16 protein-coding genes are annotated in these 21162 nt (G+C 65.8%); 5 read left to right on the forward strand and 11 right to left on the reverse strand.

The window, feature by feature from the left end:
• From B0293_RS39065 to B0293_RS39085, 5 genes are all read left to right on the forward strand, one after another.
• The coding region (locus B0293_RS39065; protein WP_211284420.1) for a KTSC domain-containing protein at nt 1-253 on the forward strand (253 nt) is incomplete at its 5' end.
• Nucleotides 254-701: 448 nt separating this feature from the next.
• Nucleotides 702-2285: a DUF4041 domain-containing protein gene (locus tag B0293_RS39070; protein WP_077241497.1), complete on the forward strand. Its 1584-nt coding sequence runs from the start codon at nt 702-704 to the stop codon at nt 2283-2285.
• 49 nt (nt 2286-2334) lie between these two features.
• A complete protein-coding gene (locus tag B0293_RS39075; RefSeq protein WP_245192168.1) occupies nt 2335-3387 on the forward strand; it encodes a DUF4917 family protein in 1053 nt (350 codons plus the stop codon).
• Between the two features lie 226 nt (nt 3388-3613).
• Nucleotides 3614-5023 carry a hypothetical protein gene (locus tag B0293_RS43375; RefSeq protein WP_005167549.1) on the forward strand — a complete coding sequence of 470 codons (1410 nt, stop codon included), beginning with the start codon at nt 3614-3616 and terminating at the stop codon, nt 5021-5023.
• A gap of 233 nt (nt 5024-5256) precedes the next feature.
• Nucleotides 5257-5910: a hypothetical protein gene (locus B0293_RS39085; RefSeq protein ID WP_005167551.1), complete on the forward strand. Its 654-nt coding sequence runs from the start codon at nt 5257-5259 to the stop codon at nt 5908-5910.
• Here the strand turns inward: B0293_RS39085 and B0293_RS39090 are convergent.
• From B0293_RS39090 to B0293_RS39140, 11 genes are all read right to left on the reverse strand, one after another.
• Nucleotides 5907-6659 (reverse strand): hypothetical protein, encoded by a 753-nt coding sequence (locus B0293_RS39090; protein ID WP_039919869.1) that lies wholly within the window; start codon nt 6657-6659, stop codon nt 5907-5909. The two genes, B0293_RS39085 and B0293_RS39090, sit on opposite strands and share 4 nt — an antisense overlap.
• A 118-nt stretch (nt 6660-6777) precedes the next feature.
• Nucleotides 6778-7587 carry a hypothetical protein gene (locus tag B0293_RS44055; protein WP_245820142.1) on the reverse strand — a complete coding sequence of 270 codons (810 nt, stop codon included), beginning with the start codon at nt 7585-7587 and terminating at the stop codon, nt 6778-6780.
• A 531-nt stretch (nt 7588-8118) separates the two neighbouring features.
• Nucleotides 8119-12786 carry an RHS repeat-associated core domain-containing protein gene (locus B0293_RS39100; protein ID WP_005167554.1) on the reverse strand — a complete coding sequence of 1556 codons (4668 nt, stop codon included), beginning with the start codon at nt 12784-12786 and terminating at the stop codon, nt 8119-8121.
• 118 nt (nt 12787-12904) lie between these two features.
• Nucleotides 12905-14272 carry a hypothetical protein gene (locus tag B0293_RS39105; RefSeq protein ID WP_005167556.1) on the reverse strand — a complete coding sequence of 456 codons (1368 nt, stop codon included), beginning with the start codon at nt 14270-14272 and terminating at the stop codon, nt 12905-12907.
• 275 nt (nt 14273-14547) lie between these two features.
• Nucleotides 14548-15114, reverse strand: coding sequence for a hypothetical protein (locus B0293_RS39110; RefSeq protein ID WP_005167557.1), 567 nt, complete (start codon nt 15112-15114; stop codon nt 14548-14550).
• 16 nt (nt 15115-15130) lie between these two features.
• Nucleotides 15131-17122, reverse strand: a complete 1992-nt coding sequence (locus B0293_RS39115; protein WP_005167559.1) for a hypothetical protein — start codon at nt 17120-17122, stop codon at nt 15131-15133.
• Nucleotides 17119-17985, reverse strand: coding sequence for a 5'-methylthioadenosine/S-adenosylhomocysteine nucleosidase family protein (locus B0293_RS39120; RefSeq protein ID WP_039919871.1), 867 nt, complete (start codon nt 17983-17985; stop codon nt 17119-17121). The genes B0293_RS39115 and B0293_RS39120 overlap by 4 nt, the downstream gene beginning before the upstream one ends.
• 180 nt (nt 17986-18165) lie before the next feature.
• On the reverse strand, nt 18166-18864 hold the full coding sequence (locus B0293_RS39125; protein WP_005167563.1) for an NUDIX hydrolase: 699 nt from the start codon (nt 18862-18864) through the stop codon (nt 18166-18168).
• Between the two features lie 127 nt (nt 18865-18991).
• Nucleotides 18992-19735 carry an SAM-dependent methyltransferase gene (locus tag B0293_RS39130; RefSeq protein WP_005167565.1) on the reverse strand — a complete coding sequence of 248 codons (744 nt, stop codon included), beginning with the start codon at nt 19733-19735 and terminating at the stop codon, nt 18992-18994.
• 106 nt (nt 19736-19841) lie between these two features.
• On the reverse strand, nt 19842-20213 hold the full coding sequence (locus B0293_RS39135; protein ID WP_005167566.1) for a VOC family protein: 372 nt from the start codon (nt 20211-20213) through the stop codon (nt 19842-19844).
• A 3-nt stretch (nt 20214-20216) separates the two neighbouring features.
• Entirely contained in the window at nt 20217-21086 is an 870-nt protein-coding gene (locus B0293_RS39140) for a sigma-70 family RNA polymerase sigma factor (RefSeq protein WP_077241498.1), read from the reverse strand.
• Nucleotides 21087-21162 lie beyond the last annotated feature (76 nt).

Genomic DNA, 21162 nt, shown 5'->3' on the forward strand with positions numbered 1-21162 from the left:
GGACAACCGGGGGAAGCTCACCCCTTCGGAGAGTTCCCCGGTGAACAGACAGTCCGTTACCTCGACGAACATCGCCTCCATCGGTTACGACCCCCAGACACGCACTCTCGAGATCGAGTTCCACAACGGCAGGGTTTACCAGTACAGCGGCGTATCAGAAGCGACCGCGACCGCCCTCTTGAACGCGGCAAGCCACGGCCAGCACTTCAACCTGTACGTGAAGGACAGATACACGACGCGACGCATCGCGTGATCCGGATACGGCAAGCGCTTCATCTAGCTACTTTCTGGACCGGCAAAAACACTCAGCGTCATCACACCCCAGTCTTCGCCAGTCGCCAAGGAGGCGCCCGCTCACCCCAGCCGCGCCATCACCGTGCGATCAAATCAACGGCCGCCCTGCCTTCGCAGCTATCTAGCGAAGGACACGCGCCACGTACCCGCGACATAGCGCTCCGCTGTGCTGGCGAGCAAACAAAGAGCATCGATCGGTTCGATCGCGAGCGAGCAGCGCCGGACAAGAGGCCCCGGTGGCGATGACCGCATTCCTCCACTGACCGCACTGTGCTCGACGCAGGCGCCAACTTCGGCGCTTTCGTCGACGAAAGTTGCAGCTTGCACACAATCAAGTCAGGCCATGTAACACACTCTCCTGAGAACCCGACTTCTGCGGTGATCAGTAACAACGGAGGGGTAGTGGTATGGGGTATAGGTTCAATCCGCCACCGAACTGGCCGGCTGTCCCCACCGGATGGACGCCTCCGCCGGGCTGGCAGCCACCAGCCGACTGGCCCGCGCCACCGAAGTTCTGGCAACTGTGGACCCATGATCCCGAGCCGCAGCCGCAAATGGCACCCTTCCAAGCAGGGCCTGGTTCCGCAGCATCGGGCAAGCCTGGGTTGTTCGGCGCTCGGAAACGGGTTCGAGAACTCGAAGCCGAGCTCGGCACGGGAACAACCAAGTTCCTACAAGCAGCATCTCAGCTTCGGGAAGTCAACGCACACAACGCTACGTTGAGTGCGCAACTACTAGACCTCAAGGCCAAGTACACCGAGCTCAGAGGCAAGGACGCGCTGGAAGCTGAGCGAGAAATCCGGCAGATGCGCCAGACTATCGCCGAACTTGGGCAAGAGGCGCGGCAACAACAAGACGCACAGGCACAGAGCCTTAAGGACGCCGAGGCACAACTGGCCACGGTTCGACGGCAGATCGATGAAGCAGCCGTGAAGCTCAAGTCACTGCACGACCAAGTGGTCAAGACTGAAGAGATCACGCTGCTCCAGGAGGCCGGAGTCTACGAGTTCCGGCACAGGCTGGCCGACGCCGTCGCCTACAAGGCTGCCCTGCAGCGTCTCAAGGATTCCATTAAGATCTCGGCAAAGAATAACCATGCGATCACCGCTACCACAGACTGGACTGTGAACGGTTCCACAGTCGAAGGCCAGCGCATGGTGAGAGACTTTTCCAAGCTCATGCTTCGCGCCTACAACGCCGAGGCGGACAACTGCGTGAGATCCATGCGCCCCTATCGCCTTGAATCGGCCAAAGATCGACTGACCAAGACCCGTGAGGTCATCTCTCGCCTCGGCAAAACCATGAACATCAACATCTCCCCCAGCTACCACAGGCTGCGCCTCGAAGAACTTGAACTAACCGCCGACCATCTCGCGAAGGTCGAAGAGGACAAGGAACGCATCCGAGCCGAACGGGAGCGGCAACGGGACGAGCAGCAAGCTCAACGAGAGTTCGAACGCGAGAAAGCCAGGCTGGCCAAGGAAGAAGCACACTGGCGGAACGCCCTGCAAAAGTGGGCCACATCTGGCGACGAGCAGCAAGCCGCGGCTGCACAGGCAAAGCTGGACGAGATCGGAGACGCAATCAGAGGCGTCGAGGAGCGCGAAGCCAACATCCGCACTGGATGGGTCTACGTGATCTCCAATGTCGGATCCTTCGGCGACAGCATCGTCAAGGTCGGATTGACCCGGCGGCTCGACCCACTCGAACGCGTTCGTGAACTCGGCGACGCCTCGGTTCCATTCAGGTTCGACGTCCACGCCAAGATTTTCGACGCCGATGCCGTGAGCCTGGAGACGCGATTACACCAGCATCTCGCCGACCGGCGCGTCAACCGGGTCAATCTCAGGCGCGAGTTCTTCTACGCCACTCCAGCCGAGATCCTCACGATCCTCGAAGACATGGGCCTGAAGGACAATCTCCTCGACTACGTCGAAGAGCCGGAAGCACAGGAATGGCGCTCCAGCCAGCAGTTGGCCCACGGCACATAAGCCTGGACACTCGCTGCAGAAACGGATTTGAGGTGGACCAGTGGACCTCATGGACTACGACGGGGCCATCGCCTGGCTGAGCGAACCGACAAACTCCAAGGGCAGAGCGTCGCCTATCCGACTGATACTGGGAAACGGGTTCAGCATCGCCTTCGACCCCGCCAGGTTCTCATACTCGGCTTTGCGATCCCATGCCGAGGCGCAAGGCATGCTCAGCGCTACTGCCCAGCACCTCTTCCAGACGTTGGACACTCAGGACTTCGAGATTGTCATCAAGACGCTTGAGGACGCCGCTATCGGGCTCTACGCGCTCGATGCAACGAAGTACGCGGCAGAAGCCACGACACTTAACGAGGAAGCCTCGAAGCTCAAGGACGTACTGGCTCACATCCTCGCGGCGCTTCACCCTGAACGGCCGTACGAGATCGACGCCGAAGTCTACTTACGAGTCCGCAGGTTCCTGGAAAAGTTCGACCGTATCTACACCGCGAACTACGACCTCTTGCTCTACTGGACTTTCATGCAAGACTTTCCCGAGGAAAACCTGCAGGCAAGGCAGGCGGACGACGGCTTTCGAGATCCTGGAGAGGCTACCGACTACGTAGTGTGGAACCACCTGGATCCCCATTCACAGAACGTATTTTACCTCCACGGAGCCCTTCACCTGTACCGCAGCGAGGGTGGTTTGAAGAAGCTGACGTGGCGCCGGACCAACGAACCGCTGATCGACCAGATCCGCGCCCAGCTCGAAGCGGACTCATTCCCTCTATACGTGGCAGAAGGGACGAGCAGCGAGAAGCTGACCCGTATCGGCACCAGTGACTACCTCGGTCGCGCACTTCGGTCACTCGCAGCGATCAGCGGCGGTTTGCTGTCGTACGGGATGTCGTTCAGCAAGAACGACGCACACATCATGGACGCCATCGTCCACTCGAAGGTCACCCGACTGGTCGTATCCCTCTTCGGCGACGTCACCTCGCCGTCAAACGAAGCGACGATTAAGGCCGTACAGGACATGCAATCACGTCGAGCGACGGCGTACGCGAAGGTCGGCTTGGAGATCGCCTTCTTCGACGCACAATCCGTCCGACTGTGGAACTGAGCTGCCGTCCTACAAGGAACTCACCCGGGTCGGCAGCATCGCTGGGCCGAACGAGTGGTGTGGAAGGCAGCTGAGCGGAAGGTTTCCGCTGTTCACCAAACAAGGCATACACAGCGTCAACTGTCCTGCGCGGATCGTCATCCTTCAGGCGGCAGACAAACTCCAGAAAATCCGGTGAGTTGGAAAGCGGTGCATCACGGCGGACGCACGAGGGGACGGGGAGACCATGGAGCTCAGAGACGCGCTGGAAAAGCTCTTGCAGAGCTCTCATGTGGCGATTCACTCCACCGCAGAGCTGTCCGGAGCCGTAACCCGCTACATCGCGAAACAAGACGAGAAGCGTTCCAAAGACGAAAAACCGGAGGTGCTGCGCAAGCCTGAAATCGGGCCCGTCCCTCCGGCCGAACACCGAAACGGCTTCACGATCACGCCGTGGGAGTTACTTCAGACGTTCGGCCGCGCGACCACGCTGTCCGGGCAGAACCCATCGCGCGGCCTCTCCCAGCATTGGAACTGCTTGCGCTACCTCACCACACTGGAAGCTCATCGTGGCCGGCTGGCACTCTCACCCGACGGACATGACCCGAGGTATCACCGCAAGGGCGTGCAAGCGCAGGAACTCGGTGCAGCGTTCGCGCTGACCGCGGCGCGAGAGATCTTGCAGCGAAGGCATCCTGGGTACCGCTTCGAGCCCGTCGACGTGGACCTCGCACTCGACGCAGGCTGGGCACTACGGGGTCAAGGTGCGGAGGCGAAGGGCACACGACGGAGCAGACCTGGGCATTTTCTCGTTGGCAGGAAAGACGGTGAGCCCTTGCGCATCGCGCTGGTCGACGGACGCGGGTCACACGGTCAGCCCAGCGCGCAGCACAGTCAGCTGATGGCCTCGGCCGAGCGGGTCCAAGTGATCGCACTCGGCGATGGGCGCGGCAGTGCCGATCCGCTGCCGAGCCTGCTGATGTCGACGGCGTTCGTCGCGGAAGGCGGGATCGAGATACGCCTGCTCGATCCCGTGGGCGGCGGTGTACTCGCCGAACCAGGCAAGCCCCCTCCCGACCCGTACGGCCCGGTGCAGGAAGAGAACTTCTTCCCGGACATCCAGACCGTCGACGCACAGGGCCAGACCTCGAGCCGTCCCGGTTTCCACATCACATCGGATAGGTTCGAGTGGTTCTCTCGGGTGTTGGTCCGCGCAAGCGCTGCGGCGCTCCTGACTTTCGTCGGTGATCGCGACAACGCGTACAAGTACCTGACCGTGCGGCAGCAACGGCGACTAGGCGCCGATCACTCTCCGCAGGCAGTCAACGCGGAATGTGACGTTCGCATCGAACTTGGCGGGATCGCATTCGTCGGAACCGACCATGTCTTCCGGTTCGCACGTGAGCGAGTCGAGGTCTTCTCGGCGATGCCGAAAGAACTGCACGAGATCCTCAAGACGGGTGACGGCGCCCAAGCCTACGCGGAGACGATGCCGGAGGTGGTCGCCGAGTGCAAGAGGCGCTGGGCGGCGGTACAGCGAGACTGGACGGGAATCATAACCATGGATGGCGATGGAGCGGTCATGGCGCTCCGCGTATTGAAGAGCGAAGGGCGACCGCTCGAAGCGATCCCCGAACCGCAGGAAGGACCCGCATGAAGCGCAAAGGCCACCTCTCGGGAGTGGATACCCGCAAGGCGGCCTTCATCAGCCTCACTACTTACCGCGATCACCAGAGATCCGAAACGTCGCACCTGTCCGCACCACGGCATCATGCGGCAAACGCCTCACCGCGGGGCAAATACACGCGCACGGAGCACGCCCTCATCGGCGTGCCAGGGAACTGACCGAACGCGTGCTCAGCCTACCTATTAATAACACTGGTCGGCAGGGTGCTGTTCAGCTCCCACGCGGCAGAACTGTGGTTGCAGGGCACCAACGGGATCAGCTGGATCCCCGCAGTATTCTTCTGCGTGCTCGCGATCCCCTGTGCGCATCTCGGCCTGAGCTGGGCTGCGGGCGTCGCCGCAGTGTTGGGTTGCCCCAGTTTCGGCGCGGCGCTGCCGATCTGGTTCGTCCTGGCACTGATCGCCTTTCTGCGCAACGACTCGCGTCTGCGCATCCTGATTCCCGGCGCCGTCGGTGTTCTCGTTGTCGTGTCATGGTTTCTGACCAAACCACCCGGCCGTCAATCGCTGGCGACCTCCGCGTTCGAGCCCAACGGCAGGCTGTCCGTCTTCGCTGCCGTGCTCGGCGGACTGTGGTCAGCCGACGTCGCGGTGATCGCCGGCGGGATTACCATCGCCGCACTGATCTATATTGTCCGCGATGCGAATCCGCAGGTATCCGGTTGGATCGCACTCGCCTACGCCGTTCTGCTGGCAGGCATGCTCGCGATGGGCAGAGCGACCGACCAGGTGCCCGGCGGCAACGCCGGGCTGATCAGCCGGAACGTCGTCATCGGCGCGCTCGCCACCAGTGCCCTGCTGGCTTTGGTGACCATCAACCGTCCACGATCGGAAGGATGGTCATACGATGAGAATTAGTCGACCGCCCTGACAGCTGCCGCCGAACGACGAGACCCTTGTCGCATCGCGTGTATAAACGGCACGAGAATAAACGGGGCAATGAGAAGCGATGCAGCCCCGAGGCTCGGTTCCAGGTCGGCGAGAAAGTTGGGTGCCAGCCCTGCAGTACCCGTGAACAGCGCGATCATGAGCGAGCGGTCTTCGTAAGCGGCGACAAGTCCGTTCAAACGCACGTAGAGGAAGTGCGGCAACGTTCCCGTGGTCCGATCACTTCTGCGCCGCGCAGCCGCCCTTCTCGCGCGCAGGTCTTCGTCATTTTTGGGCTTCCCCAGGCACCTTCGTCGATGCCTGACCCATTCGAACTGAAGCCTGATGGCCTCAGGCGTGGCGTTCACAGAGAGGTAGTCCACCCGAAATTTTTCTGCCCTGCCAGGAATCCTGAGAACGAAGTCCCAACCGAACCATGCAAGCGCGCTCATCATCACCGCAGTCGCCACCCACGCCCACTGACTGGTAAATCCGCCCTTGAAATACGAGTAAAAGCCCCATGAGCCGCTGACAACGAAGAAGATGATCCCACACAGGTCGGGCAGGCTGATCGACCTCGGGGCGACCTTGGGGCGGTGCCGCTGTGCCATCGAAAGCCAGAAGAGTATCCCGATCAAGTATATGAACGGCACGATCAGCGATGCCATCGATGCGCTGACGATATTCGCCACCACTCCTGCGAGAAGCCACATCGTCAGCGATGCCCAGATGATCAGCACGGCCGCGATAGTTCTCAACAGTTTCTTCCGGTCATTCCGTCTACGCCGCACGAGTGGACACTGGCAGCTCATCCGCATCGTCCCTTCGATATGGCGTTACATAGTGACTCTTGCAGTGTCACGTAACGCGGGGCCAGCTGTCGACAAGATTACCAACGTGTCCGCCAAGGGGGTGCCGACGTGCTGGCAGTTCCTCCTCAAGCTGCTCGACTACTACGAGGGCACTCAGAACCATTCGTACATGCACCCCGAGCTGGTGCGCCAGGTGGTCATCAACTGGCCGCGTCTGGTCGTCGACGCGTTGGAGGAGCGAATCGACCCCCAAGGCTTCCGGCGGTGGCCTTGCTGGGGCAACGGTCCCACGAAGCATTGCAGGACATACCATCCCGAGCTCAGCTACGAAGCGGACTCCGAGTTCACATCCAACGGATCGCGCCATTCCGACCGGACCAGGCGCGGTGAGGGATCGGGAACGCTCCGCTCCGACGCCCAAAGCCTTATGAAGCCCTTCGGCCGAGATCGGTCGCTGGCGCAACTCACGATGCCGGGCATCCATATACTTCGCCCGCTCGACCAAATCGCCGTCCAAGCCAGTGTCGACCACGTTCGACATCTCCGATTCACATTCTGCCATCGCGGTCAGCGGTACCGAATCGGCGGGAGGTTCCACACTCTGGCGAAGATCGGCGAGCGCTTGCAGCAGGCCCGGACCGACTTCAGACCAGCCGATCAGCAACAGCGGCCCCACCGCGTCGAACAACGCCTTGCCGACCTCTCCAGTGATCAGCGGCTCGACCACGTTCAACACCAGCGTCACTGCGCTCGCAAGGACAAGGAGCCGCCGCGCCGAGCACTGCACCTCAGGAGCCGCTCCATGCTCCGAGAGGCGGCGGATCGCCACAAGCAACGCCACGACCGTCAGGTCCACCGCGGGCGCGACCAAGGGCGCGACCCACACCGGGATACCGAGCCGGAGAGCGATTGCCGAACCCGAAGAGGAACGTCGACCCGACGACGGTCCGCACCATCGTGCTCACAGCCGACACAACCGGATCGCGCCGGTCCCCCGCGTCATCGTCTACGCCACCCGGCAGCGCGGCCCTCCAATGCGGCTGGACCAAGCGACAGAAACCGGCATCCGCGAGCCCGAGACGTGCCCGAGAGGTCCGAGACAGTCCGACACCAGGCGACACACTTCGACACAGGGACTGCCGCGCGACCAGACGAAAAGGTCTTGTTCGGCATCACTCGACACCATTCGACACGCCCAGGTGCCGACTCTTAACCAGCGGGTTCGGGGTTCGAGTCCCTGATGGCGCACACTCAAGCCCCACGATTTCGATTTCAAATCGTGGGGCTTTGTGCTGTGCGGACGCATTTCCACCACGGTTCTACCGTCCATTGTGGTCGGGACCCGGCCCGAGCCGTCGGGCCGGGTCCCTCGTCCTCTTGTCGCGCGTTACCGGTGGCCCCGCCGGGGCGGTCCTGAACGTTCCGGCTTCAAAGTCGAGTCGGGGTTGTAATCGCGGAGGCGGTCCGGATACGCCGTGATGACGCTGTTGTCGTCCTTGACGACGATCTTCAGGTGATCCAGGTCCTTCTGTTCGCGGACCCAGTCATTGCCTTCCTTCTTGTAGACCACGTCGCCGAACCACTTCTCCGTGTTCTTGTCCCAGGTGTCCCGCTTGACCGAGCCGTCGGGATGCCGATCGGGGACGCGTTCGTCGATGTAGCCGATCTTCTTGTTCATCGGAATGGTGTAGGCGGTGACCCCGTCGCGCTGATGCTCGACGATGGTGCCCTTGTCGTTCCGCTTGGCCCATCCCTGGTCGATGATCTTCGAGATCTTCTTGTCGTCCCAGGCATTCCCGCCCTTCGTCCCGAAGACGCCGTGGTCGGCCTTGGTACCGGGGTAGTTGTCCGCGTGGAGCTTGACGTGCTCGAAGCGGTTGCGCTCGCCGCGTTTGCCGTTCTGGGCCATCTGGTCGTACCGCAGGCCGCCCACGGAGTTCTTGGCCTTGTCCTTGCCGCCCTTGCCGCCCTTGTCCGGGCGCAGGCCGCCGGTGCGGCAAGGCCCGACGAGCCCGAACGGGTCGCTCCAGAGCAGCGGGTTGGGCACGTAGGCATGGGTGTTCAGGCCCCCGGTCAGCCCCAGCGGATCGGCGCTGAGGTACCGGGCGGTCCGCGGGTCGTAGTACCGGTGGCGGTTGTAGTGCAGGCCGGTCTCGGCGTCGAGGTACTGCCCGGGAAAACGCAGGGGCGTCGAGGGTCCGGACGTCGTCGTGCGTGGCGCTCCCCACAGGGTTTCGTCGCGGTGCCAGGCGATCCGCCCGGCCTCGTCGACGAGTTCGGACGGCGTCCCGACGAAGTCCGTGACGATCGAGTAGAAGCGTTCGTCGAGGCACTGTCCGTCGGCGTACACGCGGTCGGTCTGCGCGACAGGGGTGTCCTGGCGGAGGTCCCACTCCCAGGTCGTGCCCCGCGTCTCGCCGGTGGCCGTGGTCTCGTCCTGTTCCGCGAGCACCTCGCCGTCCCAGACGAAGCGGGTCTCGGCGACGACCACGTCACCGTCCAACCGCTGCTTCGCCACCCGGCGTCCCAGCGCGTCGTAGCGGTAACGCCATCGCTGCCCGTCCGGCGTCGTGACCCCGACGAGCCGGTCCTCCCCGTTCCAGGAGTAGGTCCAGCCCGCCCTGCTCACCAACCGGCCCTGCACGTCGTACCGCTCGGCCGCCGGCGCTTGGATGGCCACCGCGTCGGACCGGTCGTAGGCGTAGCGCTCGGCTCCGCCGGGCCTCTGCACGTCCACGACCCGGCCGCCCCGGTCGAACGTGAACTCCTGACGGCCGAGGAACTGGTCTTGGACCGCGGAGTACACGTCGTCCGGGCGCCAGTCGTAGACGCGCTGCTGCGCCACCGCGCCCGACGCCGTGGTCACGCTCTGGGCGCGCAGCCGGTTCCGTGGGTCCCATTCCTGGGTCAGTTCGGCGGCGCCGAGGCCACGCCAGACCTCCCGGCCCGCCGCGTCGTGCCGGAAGTCGATCGAATGCCGTCCGGTCACCAGCTTGGCCGGAGCGTCGCAGCCGTCGTAGTCCCAGCGGCTTTCCACGCCTGAGGGGGTGCGGCGGAAGATCCGGCGGTCGGCGAGGTCGTAGCCGGAGGTGACCGTCCGGCCGTCGCAGGTCTCGGCGACGACGCGGCCGAGTTCGTCGTAGGCGATGGTGACGTCGGCGTCGCGGTTGACCGCGCTGACGAGACGGCCGGCACCGTCGTAGGCGTACCGGCAGACGTCGTCGGCCGTCCGCTTCTCGATGACCTCGCCGCGCAGGTCGTAGGCGTACGTGGTGACCTCGCCCGCCGCGTTGGTGCGGGTGATGAGCTGGCCCGCCGCGTCGTAGGCGTAGGTGAGGACACGGCCGTCGAAGTCCTGTTCGCGGACCTTGCGTCCCTCCGCGTCGTACTCGAAGCGCCAAGTGCGGCCGTCGCCGTTGGTGGCGGCGATCATCCGCAGCTCGGTGTCGTGCTCGGCGCGCAGCCGGGCGCCGTCCGGGGCGATGTGGGTGACCGGCTGGTCGAAGGCGCCGAAGTCGGTGCGCGTGACCTCGCCGCGTTCGTCGTGCTCTTCCCGGACGTTGCCCTCGGCGTCGTAGACCCGGCGCTGCGTGGTTCCGTCGGGCGCGACGCGTCGCCAGCCGGCCCCCTCGACCGTCCACTCGTAGCGCGTCGTCCCGCCGATCGGGTCGGTCTCCTCGGCGACCCTGCCCAGCGCGTCGAAGGTCCGCCGCCAGGTCACGCCGCGCGGATCGGTGACCTCGATCGCCCGGCCGAACCGGTCGGACGCGACCGTCGTGCGGTTGCCGACCTCGTCGACGAATTCGCGCAGGTTCCCGTCTCCGCCGTAGGTGTAGCGCGTGGTCGAGCCGAGCGGGCCCACACTCGCCGCGAGACGGCCCGCCTCGTCGTACTCCCGGCGCCAAACCGCCCCGTCCGGCTCCACCAGGGACACGACCCGGCGGTCTTCGTACTCGAACAGGCGCCGCGCGCCGTCCGGGAAGGTGTACGCGACCAGGTCGCCGCGCTCGTCGTACTCCCACCGGGTCGTGCGGCCGAGTTCGTCGGTGTGCGCGGTCACGCGATCGTGGCGGTCCCAGGTGAAGTGGTTGGCGCCGCCTAGGGGGCCGACCTCCTTGACGAGCTGGAAGTCCGCGTTGAGGTGGTATTCGGTGGTGTTGCCCAGCGAGTCGGTCGCGGTGTTCACCCGCGCCTCGCGGTCGTAGGTGAAGGTGTAGGCGAGGTGCCCGTCGGCGCCCGCGCCCCTGACGCACCGGCTGAGTTCGTCGTAGGTGAATTCGTAGGAGCGGCCATTGCGGTCGGTCCACCGGACGACCCGGCCGAGCCCGTCGTAGTCGTAGCGCAGCGACTGGCCGGAGGAGTTGACCACTTCGGTGAGCCGCTTGTCGCGGTCGTAGCGGTAGCGAACCAGCTCCGTGTGGTCGGTCTCCTCGGCCCCGAGCAGGGTGAACGCGGTGACCAGACCATCGGTCGTCTCGACCGCGACCCGGGTGCCGCCGGAGTGCCGGATCTCCCGCAGCACACCCTGGAGGTCGTGGACGAAGTGGATCCGCTGGCCGTCGTTGTCGAAGATCGCGGTCAGCGGCAGGCCCCCGACCCCGTCCGGGGCGAAGTACAGCATCCGCTCCAGGTCCGGCTGTTCGATGACGTATCCGCCTTCGGGTGACCGCTTCAGCGGCCAGTACGGCCCCTCGACCGGCAGCACGGCGCCCTCGGCGACCGGGTAGGCGAGCAGCGTGCCGTCCTCGGCCGCGAAACCGATCTCGCCGTCCTCGACCTCCAGCCGCTGGTCCACAGTGGACGCCCAGGTCGGGCCGAGCCCGATGCCCGCGCGATAGGTCGAGAAGTGGCTGCGCCGCAAGGACAACGGAAGTGCGGCGTCGATCTCGACGTCGGTCTCGAGGATCATCATCCGGCCGGTCGTCATGTCGATCGGGTCACCGCTGCCGGGACGGCAGTAGGGCGGGCTGGAGTTCTCTTTGGGATTGCCGTTGTTGTCCTTGATGGAACGCGAGCCGCCGGAATCCTTTCCACCGTTCTTGGCCCCGGACGACGTCGTGTTCTGGCCTCCCCCGGTCCGGATTTCCGGCTTGTCCGCCGGCGGGTCGTTCTTGGGCTCCCCCGGCGGCTTCGTGGAACCGTCGCCGTTCTTCGGCGACGAGTGATCGCCCGACGGTTTGGTGGAATCACCGCCCTTCGGGTGGTCCCCCGACGGAGTCGTGGAATCCCCGCCTTTGTCCCCCGCGGGTTTCTTCCGCTTGACGTCGATGTCCTTGGGCTTGCCCGCCGATTTGACCTTGCCGCCCTTGAGGCCCTTCAACGCTTTGCCCGCGTCGTCGAACAGCGTCCCGGCTTTCTTCAGCAGCGGGGCCAGCGCTTTGAGGGCTTTGACCAGCTTTGTGGTGAGCTGGGTGATCTTCGACGCGGTCTTGGCCACGGCGGTGACGACCTGCGGCACCACCCAGGCCATCCCGATCCCGAGGGTGAACACCACCTGCAACGCCCACGAGATCAGATGCCCGATCAGTTCGGCGATGATGTCGCGGACCAGCGTGCGGACCGCGGCCACCACCTCACCCGCGGTCTTCACCCCGCTGGCCGCGCCCTCGCACCCCTTCTGCGCACTGGCCATCAGCGCCGCGGTGTCCTCGGACTGCTTCCGGTACGCGTCCGCCGCGTCGCCTTTCCAGCTCTGGAGATCCTTTTTGACCAGATCCACCAGCTCCGTCGAGACGCTCTCCAGCTCTTTGGCGATGTTCGTCCAGGTCTCCGATTGTGCCGCGATCTCGTCCGCGTTCCCCGTCAGCGCGTTCAGCGCCTCCTTCAACGGGCCGACGTGCTCGATCAACCAGCCGACCCCGGCCGCGAAGACCGCGCCGATCGGGTCCATCGCCATCGTCAGGGCGTCCAGCGCGGTCCCGACCGCGCCCATGGCGACCCCGGCCCAGTCCTTGCTCTCGATCGCCGACTTCAGCCCCGTCGCGCTCTCCAGCAAGGGAACACCGGACACCGCCGTCGTCGAGTCCTTCACCGGCGCGACCAGCGGATTGCTCACCCTGCCCCCTTCGAAACGACGCTCCGGGCCGGGACCCTAGTCGTCTGGGGCAGGGGATGGACACGAACGGTGTGGATCTTGCCCGTTCATTCAAGCCGGATTGACCGGCAGTGCCGGATCAGTTCCGCAGGGACGAGCAAGGGACGACGACCGCGAACAGCAGGGTCGCGCCGGCGGGCAGCACCGGTGCCACGGCGACGGTCACGTCGTCCGGTCCGGGGACCAACGGCGCGGAACCCTTCCCTTGCCTTTCCGCGACGAGCGGCGCCGGCTGGGGATCGCGTTGCGCGGGAGGCTTCCGGCAGGTGGCTTCGGCGGCGTGCAGGCCCGCGCTCCACGAAGGACCGGCGGACCGGACGGTGCCCAACCCCCAGTCGTTGAGCAGCTGTACGGCGAGGAACGCGGCTGTCACGATTCCGATCAGCGCGAGGGTTCCGGCCTTGGGGCTGCCGCGCTTGGCTTCGCTGCGGGTGGCGAGCTGGTCGAGGAGCACGATCACGGCGGTCCACAGCAGCAGGAGCGGAACGATCGTGTACCGGGATCCGTTCAGGCCGAACGAGGCCCGGTCGAGGACGCCCTCGGTGCCGCGAAGCCCGAACCCGGCGACCAGGTAGATGACGGAGATCAGCAGCGACAGGACGGCGACGAGTCGCGCCGGGCCGTCGGCGATCCGCAGCAGGGCCGCCAGCCCGGCGAGGACGAGGACGCCGATCACCGCGACGATCGTCAGCCCCAGTGGCACGTAGAGCCAGGCGAGCGCGCGGTCGCCGACGACCGCGCTCATGACGACCCGGAGGGCGTAGATCTTGGGAAGGTCCCCGACCACCGTGGGGCTCGGGCGGAACGACACGGTCATCGTGAGATGAACCCAGCCCTGTACCGCCAAGGCCACGATCATGGCCGCCGGGGCGATCAAGGCGAGACGCCGGTTCGGGGCCCGAAGAAGGCCGACGACGGCGATCGGCAGGACCAGCGCGGTCAGCGGGTCCGAGAGCGCGGCCAGCACGACCACCGCAGCGGCCCCGACCTGTCCCCGGACAGTACGGGGCGCCGCGAGCAGTACCCAGAACGCGGCGTAGGCGAGGTACCAGTGCAGGTTGCTGATCGAGCCGCCGACCTCGAAGCCCATTTGCGGAAGCAGCGGCACCAACGCGGCCAGCACCGCCCGGGCCCACAGATTCGTCAGGACCCTGCCGCTGCAGAACCAGACCAGCACCGAGATCAGCGCCACCACCACCGCCGAACTCGCGGCCATCCACCCCGCGGCCCATTCGATCGGCAGAGATCCGGCAGGCTGCGCGATCAGCCGGGCCACCACCTGCAAGTACCCCGCGTGCGGAGCGGCGAGGTTCTCCCACAAGGAATGGCGCATCGCCTGATTCAGGAAGACGCCGCCGTCCTCAGCCCACAGCACGTCGTACGCATGGTGCCCGGTCCCGCGAATCAGCTGTAGCCAGGTCGCCACCATCAGCCAGCCGATGCACAAGCCACCAGTCCTCCACCGCCGACGGCCACGGATGGAAAGCGGCGCCGCGCCCTCGTGGTCGACGACGTCCAACCGGCCGATCACAATCGCGCCCCCTGTTCGATGCGATGTCGTGAGACCCTGGTCGCGAGAATACGACACCGACATCGGGTCGAAGCGAGCCACCGCCGAAGCCGGAAATCGCGGTGATCGCCTCGTCGACGGACGGTGACCATTTCTCGTTCATGATCGCATTGCCGGACAATCACTGACCGTTCCGTGAATACCGGCCGCGTTCATCGCCCTGCCGACAGGTCGGCGGCGGCGATGACGCGGACCGCGAACCCCAGGGTGAACAGAGCCTCGGCGATCGAGACGGCCAGCAGGTCCGCACGCACGTCGTCGGCCGTCCAGTAGAGCACGATCGACAACAGTGCCGGGACCGCGAAAATCAGCAGGTCCACGACCAGTTGCACAGACTTGTCGAGTCGTCTCAACGGATCATGCCGGTGGACGGACTCCCAGGTGAGCGCTTGATCCGCACGCCGGGTGGACGCCACGAGCGAGGGTGCCAGGTACTGCCCGAGATACCTGCCGATCGCCGAGATCTTCTGATCGTTGACGAAATGGGTCCAGCCCAGGACCACGCATACCAACGGAAGCAACAAGAGCAAGTACGGGCGACCGGCCGGTTGGACCACCAAGGCCAGCGTCGCCGCCAGCGCGGCCAGCGCCGCGTACATCAGCCGGTCACGCAACACGATCCGTGATGTCTGTTCCGCTTTGAGGGCTTCGTACTCCGCCAGCAGGACGGCTCTGGACGAGTCGTCCTGCACGGCCTCGTCGATCCGGGTTCCGCTCATCGGCTTGTCACCCCCGTCAGTCGGACCAGTTCCGTGACCACATGGTCCGGCGGTCGTTCTCGAACTCGATCCAGTCACGGCCTTTGTGCGCCACGGCCTCCAAGATCGGAAGCGCCGCGTCCATCCCGGAGGTCGCCGCGGCGAGCTCTTTCAGCTCTACCTCGTCGTCGACTTCCGTGTCGCTCTCGCCGTCGGGGCGATCGCTGATCGCGAAGATCTCCACGCCGTTCAGCAGCCGAAGGCGGAAGTGTCGATTGCGGACCTTGCGCTCCAGCTCGCCCGGGTTCTTGACGCGCTTCTCCTTGACCTTCAACGAGGCGGAAGCGATGCGGTCGTAGCCGAAGACGTTCCAGGCCTCGTTCTTGACCTCTCCGGTGGTGAAGTTCAGGTGTACCCGCGATTCCCGGACGCCGTGCCGGGTCAGCAGGATGACGGTGACCAGGTACGCCTCGTAACGCGGCGGGCCATGGGGGACCACCCCGCGACGAGCCCCGGGGGCTTGCTGGTTCAGGACGACGTGCGAGACGAGATCCCGCTCGGCGATGTCGCCTCTGCGCAACGCTTCTGCCTTGATGTAGGCCTTGTCCAGGGCCAGCCACCGAGCCATGTCGATGTCGTCCGGGCGATCGGACAGCTCGTCTCGCCATCGCTCGTACTCGGCCATCTCCTGCTCGAACAGTACTTCCGCATCAGCCGAGAGGAGCCGGGTCGCCTTGCGGACAGCGAAAAGTTCGATCACCGCAGGCAGCGCGGACCAGCTACCCACCGCGATCGGCACGATCTGCCAACGCAGAGCGAGACCCAGCAGACCCAACCCCGCCACGATCACCAGGACACCGGCCACCTGCCGGTTACGGGCGCCGCTCGGGGCGGCGGGTTCCGGCTCAAGCCGGGAGTCGAGACCCTGCCATTGCCGGGCGGCTCGCCGCGCGTGCCAATCGAACAGCCATTTCAACCGCTTGACGCTCTGGCTGTAGTTCTGGTCGTGCCTCAGCCAGTCGTTGAATCGGCGCCGCAGATACCAACGGTGTCCGGCCCCGTACCAAGTCCAGTCCTCGACATCAGGCGGGCACGCGTCGCGGAAGCACCGATCTATGAGCTTGTCGACCTGGCTGGGCTCGGACGGCTCGTCCGCGGGCCGTGCCGCGTCGCGCCGCGAGGCAAGGTGCAGCACATGCCCGGTGTACTCGACGCCGTAGCGGATCGTCACGGCACTGCCCGCGATCAGCAGGAGCAACCCAGCCCAGAACGGAAGGTTCAGCGGACCGAAGAACAATCCGGCGAAGGAGAGCATCGTGACCGTGCCCCCGATGAGCAGGGGACGACGGCGATCGCTGTCCGCGGCGGACGTGCGGACCCGATACCTGGTGGGCATCGCGGGTTTGGGTTCGAAGAACTTCCAGGCCCGGTCCTCACGGTTCCGGGAAAGACGCTCGGTACTGACTTTGTGCTTTCGCTCGGCATCGAGCCGCTGATCCAGGACACCGGTGACCAGCAACGAAAGATGCCGGCTGATCTCGTCTTGCCGGTCGGCGGAGAGCTCACCGAACGCGGCCACGGTGGTGAAGGACTCGACACCGGCATCGGACCGGACGAGATCGACGAGGCTCCGGACGACGCGGTGCGCCCGGGACCATTCGTCCTCCGGAAACGAAGCGCAAAGTTTTCCCACATCGCGGATTTTTCCGGCCAGTTCTGCCGTGAGGTCTCTGAAGCCGCGTTCGCTCAGCACGGCGAGCACGTAGTAATAGATGCGTTCTGTCGACTGATGACCGTTGATGACGAGTTCGTAGAACAGGTCTTCGGCACGACGGGGCAAACCGCCGGTCAGATAGGCGAGCGCGACCTCGTGCTTGCGCTCGGCGGTGTCCTCGTCGGAGACGGTGTAGATGGTCGCGTCATGGAAGACGCTCTCCACGTTCTGCACACCGATCTGCTGGCCGACCTTCGCGTTGCCGGAAGCGACATTCTCGTTCTCGACGCCTTCGATGATCGTGTCCCCGCTCATCGGAACCCTCGGAAAGAGCCGAAGTTGACGCCGTTCTGCTGCCCGACCCGGGCGTTGCCCCGCGCGATGTTCTTGTTGCGGATGGTCGGAACCGGGGACGGCGGCGACTCGTCGCCTCCGGCGGCGTCATCGTCGGGTTCGAGGGCGGTGATCAGCGCAATCGCGAACGCCGCCGCGTTGCGGGCAGCGAGCAGCTGTCCGCCTTCGCGGTCCGCCGCGGCTTTCCGGCCGTCCGCGAAGTCGCTGATTCCTCGCACCGCCACGGCGCGGACCTGGTCGCCGAGATGGGCCGCGTGCGCGAAGCCCGAACTCTCCATGTCGATGGCCACGGCGTCGTTGTACGACTTGTGCAGCCTCTGGGCCAGCTCGGAGACACGGGAGTTGAGGACGATGTCGCCCACCGCGACGGCTTCGAAGTAGACCATCGGCGCGCCGTCCTCCGGATCGCCGGGCAGGAACGAATGCCAAGCGCCGCCACGCGGCAACCTTCGCGCTTCTTGGTCGAGACGGTGCGAAACGGACCAAGCGGAGGGACGCACCAGGAACTCGTCGTCTTCGCTGCGGCCACCCTGATAGGAGTAGATCTTGGTGGCCACGACCACGTCGCCGGTCACGAGCCAGTCGCGCAACCCTCCCGCGACGCCGACGAACACCATGGCTTCCGGGGCGAACTCGGCATTGGCACGCTCGGTGAGCGTGGCGGCGGTGGTGGTGCCCGCGCCGGTTTCGACAACCGCGACACGGTGACCGGGGTGGCCCGCGACAGTGCCGACATCGAACACGGTGCCCATCTTGTGCCGGTACGGGCGCACGTCGACGAGGTGTTCCAGCACGGCCGCGTGTTCCACGGGCAGCGCGGTCATGATGACATTCACTGGTTCTCACTCCAACACGGTCAGGGTGATTCAGGGACGGACACCCCACTCGGTGTCCGACGGGATCGGCGCTCCGACGACGGCGGCACGCTTATTGTCACGATGACATGAACTGTCGGCCATGGCAAGCCTTGAGCAGAGCCAATGGTCAAATTGACAAAAACTGCCTCAGGCCCCGAAGCGCGACCGCATCATCGGTGGGACCAGCTCGGCCGCCTCGCCCGCGCGATAGAGGGCGGCGGGCCTGCCGGTGAGGGAAGCCCGCTTTTCGCCGGTGGGCACGACGAAGCCGTCCGCGTCGGTGACTTTCCGGTGGAAGTTCGGCTTGTCCAGCACGACCCCCCACACGGTCTCGTAGACCTCGCGCAGGTCGGCGATGGTGAACTCAGGGCCGCAGAACGCGGTGGCGACAGTGCTGAACTGCAGCAGAGTGCGAGCCAGCTCCACCGCGTCGGCCAGGATCCGGTCGTGGTCGAACGCCAGCGCCGTTTCAGCGGCCTCGGTCACCGGTGACCAGCGAGCAGCTCGCGCGTCGGACCCGGCCACAGGCACCGGCAGGTCCGGCGCGATGGCGAGAAAGGCACAGGTCACCACCCGCGGACGGCGAGGATCCCGGTCCGGCGCGGAGTACACGCCCACCTGCCGCAGGTTCAACGCCTCGGCGGCGAGTCCCGTCTCCTCGGCCAATTCGCGCGCCGCGGTCTGCTCCAGTGCCTCGTCACCACGCAGGAATCCGCCCGGCAGCGCCATGCGACCCCGGAACGGATCGTTCTTCCGCTCCACGAGCAGCACACACAACCCACCGTCCCGAATGGTCAGAATGACCAGGTCGGCGGTGAGCGTGACGGTCTGCCGGGCGCGGCTCATGCGCGAAGACTACCTATCGGCCGACGCCACCGGCACTGGGGCGAGCCTGCCTTCCTACTGTCCATTGTGGTCTACTCCGGCGATGACGCCGCCCCGCGGGACGACCCACGGGGCGGCGTCTGCCGGGTCAGGCTTTACCAGGGGTCCTGGCGAGGACCAGGGACACGAATCCCCAGCTGTCCCGGTAAACCTGAAGCCATTCGGTCCGGCGCGAGTTCGCCGTCGCGAGTGCCTCGGCGCTGTCCGGATCGGCGGGGTGGCCGAGCGCCCAGGAAGCCAGCGATCCCCAGCAGGACCATTCGTAGGCGTCCAATTCGTGGCGTGTGCTGACGTGTCCGTGGACCGGGGTCCATCCGTCGGCGGCCACGCGATCCACCGTGGAGGCCAGATCGGTGCCCTCTCCCAGCATCTCGACGGCTTCCGGGGACGGCGTCCGGTCCCAGAAGCCGTCTCCGATCAGGACACGGCCCCCGGGTGCCAGATGCCGGCGGGCCGCGGCCAGTGTGGGGAGCAGGCCACCGAAAGCGTGGGTGGCCCCGACGCTGATCACCAGGTCGAACCGGTCGGCCGAAGCGAAACTCGCGGCGTCCCGGTGGTGCAGGAGGAGACGGTCCGCGACGCCACGATCAGCTGCGGCACGGCTAGCCTGGCGCAGGGCGTCCTCGGAGACGTCCACGCCTTCGGCCAGCAGGTCCGGGCGGGCGGCCATGGCACGGATCAGCCATTCCCCGCTGCCGCAGCCGAGGTCGAGGACGCGTTCATCGCCTCGGGGAAGTCCGGCTTCCAGCAGCCGCTCGACCGAGGTGTCGTCGAGCGGTGACTTGATCGGGTGATCAGTGTGGGCGATACGGGAGATCTGTTCGCGGTTCAAGTACGAGGCCTTTCGAGAAGATGACTGTCGAAATCGGGTTCGACGGCTCGACACTTGTGCGCATGTGCCGTACACCTCCTCCTTTGGGGCCTGGCCCGCACCCTAGTCAGCCGGGAAGCGCGTCCACAACGCGTTTTTGGCTGAACCGCAGCATGTTCCCGGACGGATCGAAGAACGCGCAGTCGCGGACACCCTGGGGCCGGTCGATGGGTTCTTGCAGCACTTCGGCGCCGGTGGCCTCGATGTGTTCGAAGGTGGCGTCGCAGTCGTCGGTCACGAAGGTGAGACGGACCGGAAGCCAGTCTTCACGCATGTCCGGCCGCGCGAGGACGATCCGCGGCTCCGGCTGGGACGGCGGGCTGACACTCACCACCTGACCGTCGTCACGGACCTCGAAGCCGAGTACGTCACGGTAGAAACCGATCGCCTCGTCGAGGTCGTGGACGGCGAGAGCGCAGCACGCGAGTCTGAGCTCCACGCGTCACTCTCCCCCGAGATAGACCATGTCGAGGTCACGGAGCTGATCCGGATCCGCCCGCAGCTCGATGCCGGTGATCTTCCCGTCGGTGACGGTGAACGTGAAGACGACCTGCGGCCGGCCGCGGTGTGCCCAGACCGCGGCCGGAACACCGTCGACCAGGGCGAGCCGGGCGGCCTCGGCTCGCCCTGCGAAGACGGCCGCCACCGCGTCGGCCCCGCGGGCCTCGGCGGTCGCGCCCATCCGCACGGCCGCCGGATCGGCGACGAGCACGGCGTTCGCGTCGAGCAGCGAGAGCAGGGCGGCGAAATCCCCGTCGCGGGAGGCGGCCAGGAACGCCTCGCCGACTTCGCGCTTCCGGGATCGCGCGGCGTCGGACGCGGCGGCCGCGCCCTGCACCCGCCGCCGGGCCCGGCTGGCGAGCTGCCGGGCCGCCGCCGGGGAGCGGTCGATGATGTCGCCGATCTCGCCGAACGACACGGCGAAGATGTCGTGCAGGACGAACGCGAGCCGCTCGGCGGGAGTCAGGGTGTCCAGCACCACCATCAGCGCCACCCCGACCGAGTCGGCCAGCAGCGCGTCGTCCTCGGGGCCCGGATGCGACGCGGCGGGCTCGGGCGGCAGCGCCCCGGCGGGCTCTTCGCGCCGGACCTGACGCGCCTCGAGCATGTTCAGGCAGACCCGGGCGACGACCGTGGTCAGCCATCCGCCCGGGTTCTCCACCTGGCCGGTGTCGGCGCGGCTGACCCGCAGCCACGCCTCCTGCACCGCGTCCTCGGCGTCGCCGGTGGAGCGGAGCATCCGGTAGGCCACCGCCCGCAGGCGATCGTGGTGTTCGGCGAACCGCTCGGTCAGCCAGACCTGTTCGACCATCTGTCACATTCCTCCGTCCGGGCCTGTCATTCCGATTGACCGGCGACGCCACGCCGATGTGACAGCACGAAGGAGA

This window comes from Amycolatopsis azurea DSM 43854 (genome assembly GCF_001995215.1).
Classification (GTDB): domain Bacteria; phylum Actinomycetota; class Actinomycetes; order Mycobacteriales; family Pseudonocardiaceae; genus Amycolatopsis; species Amycolatopsis azurea.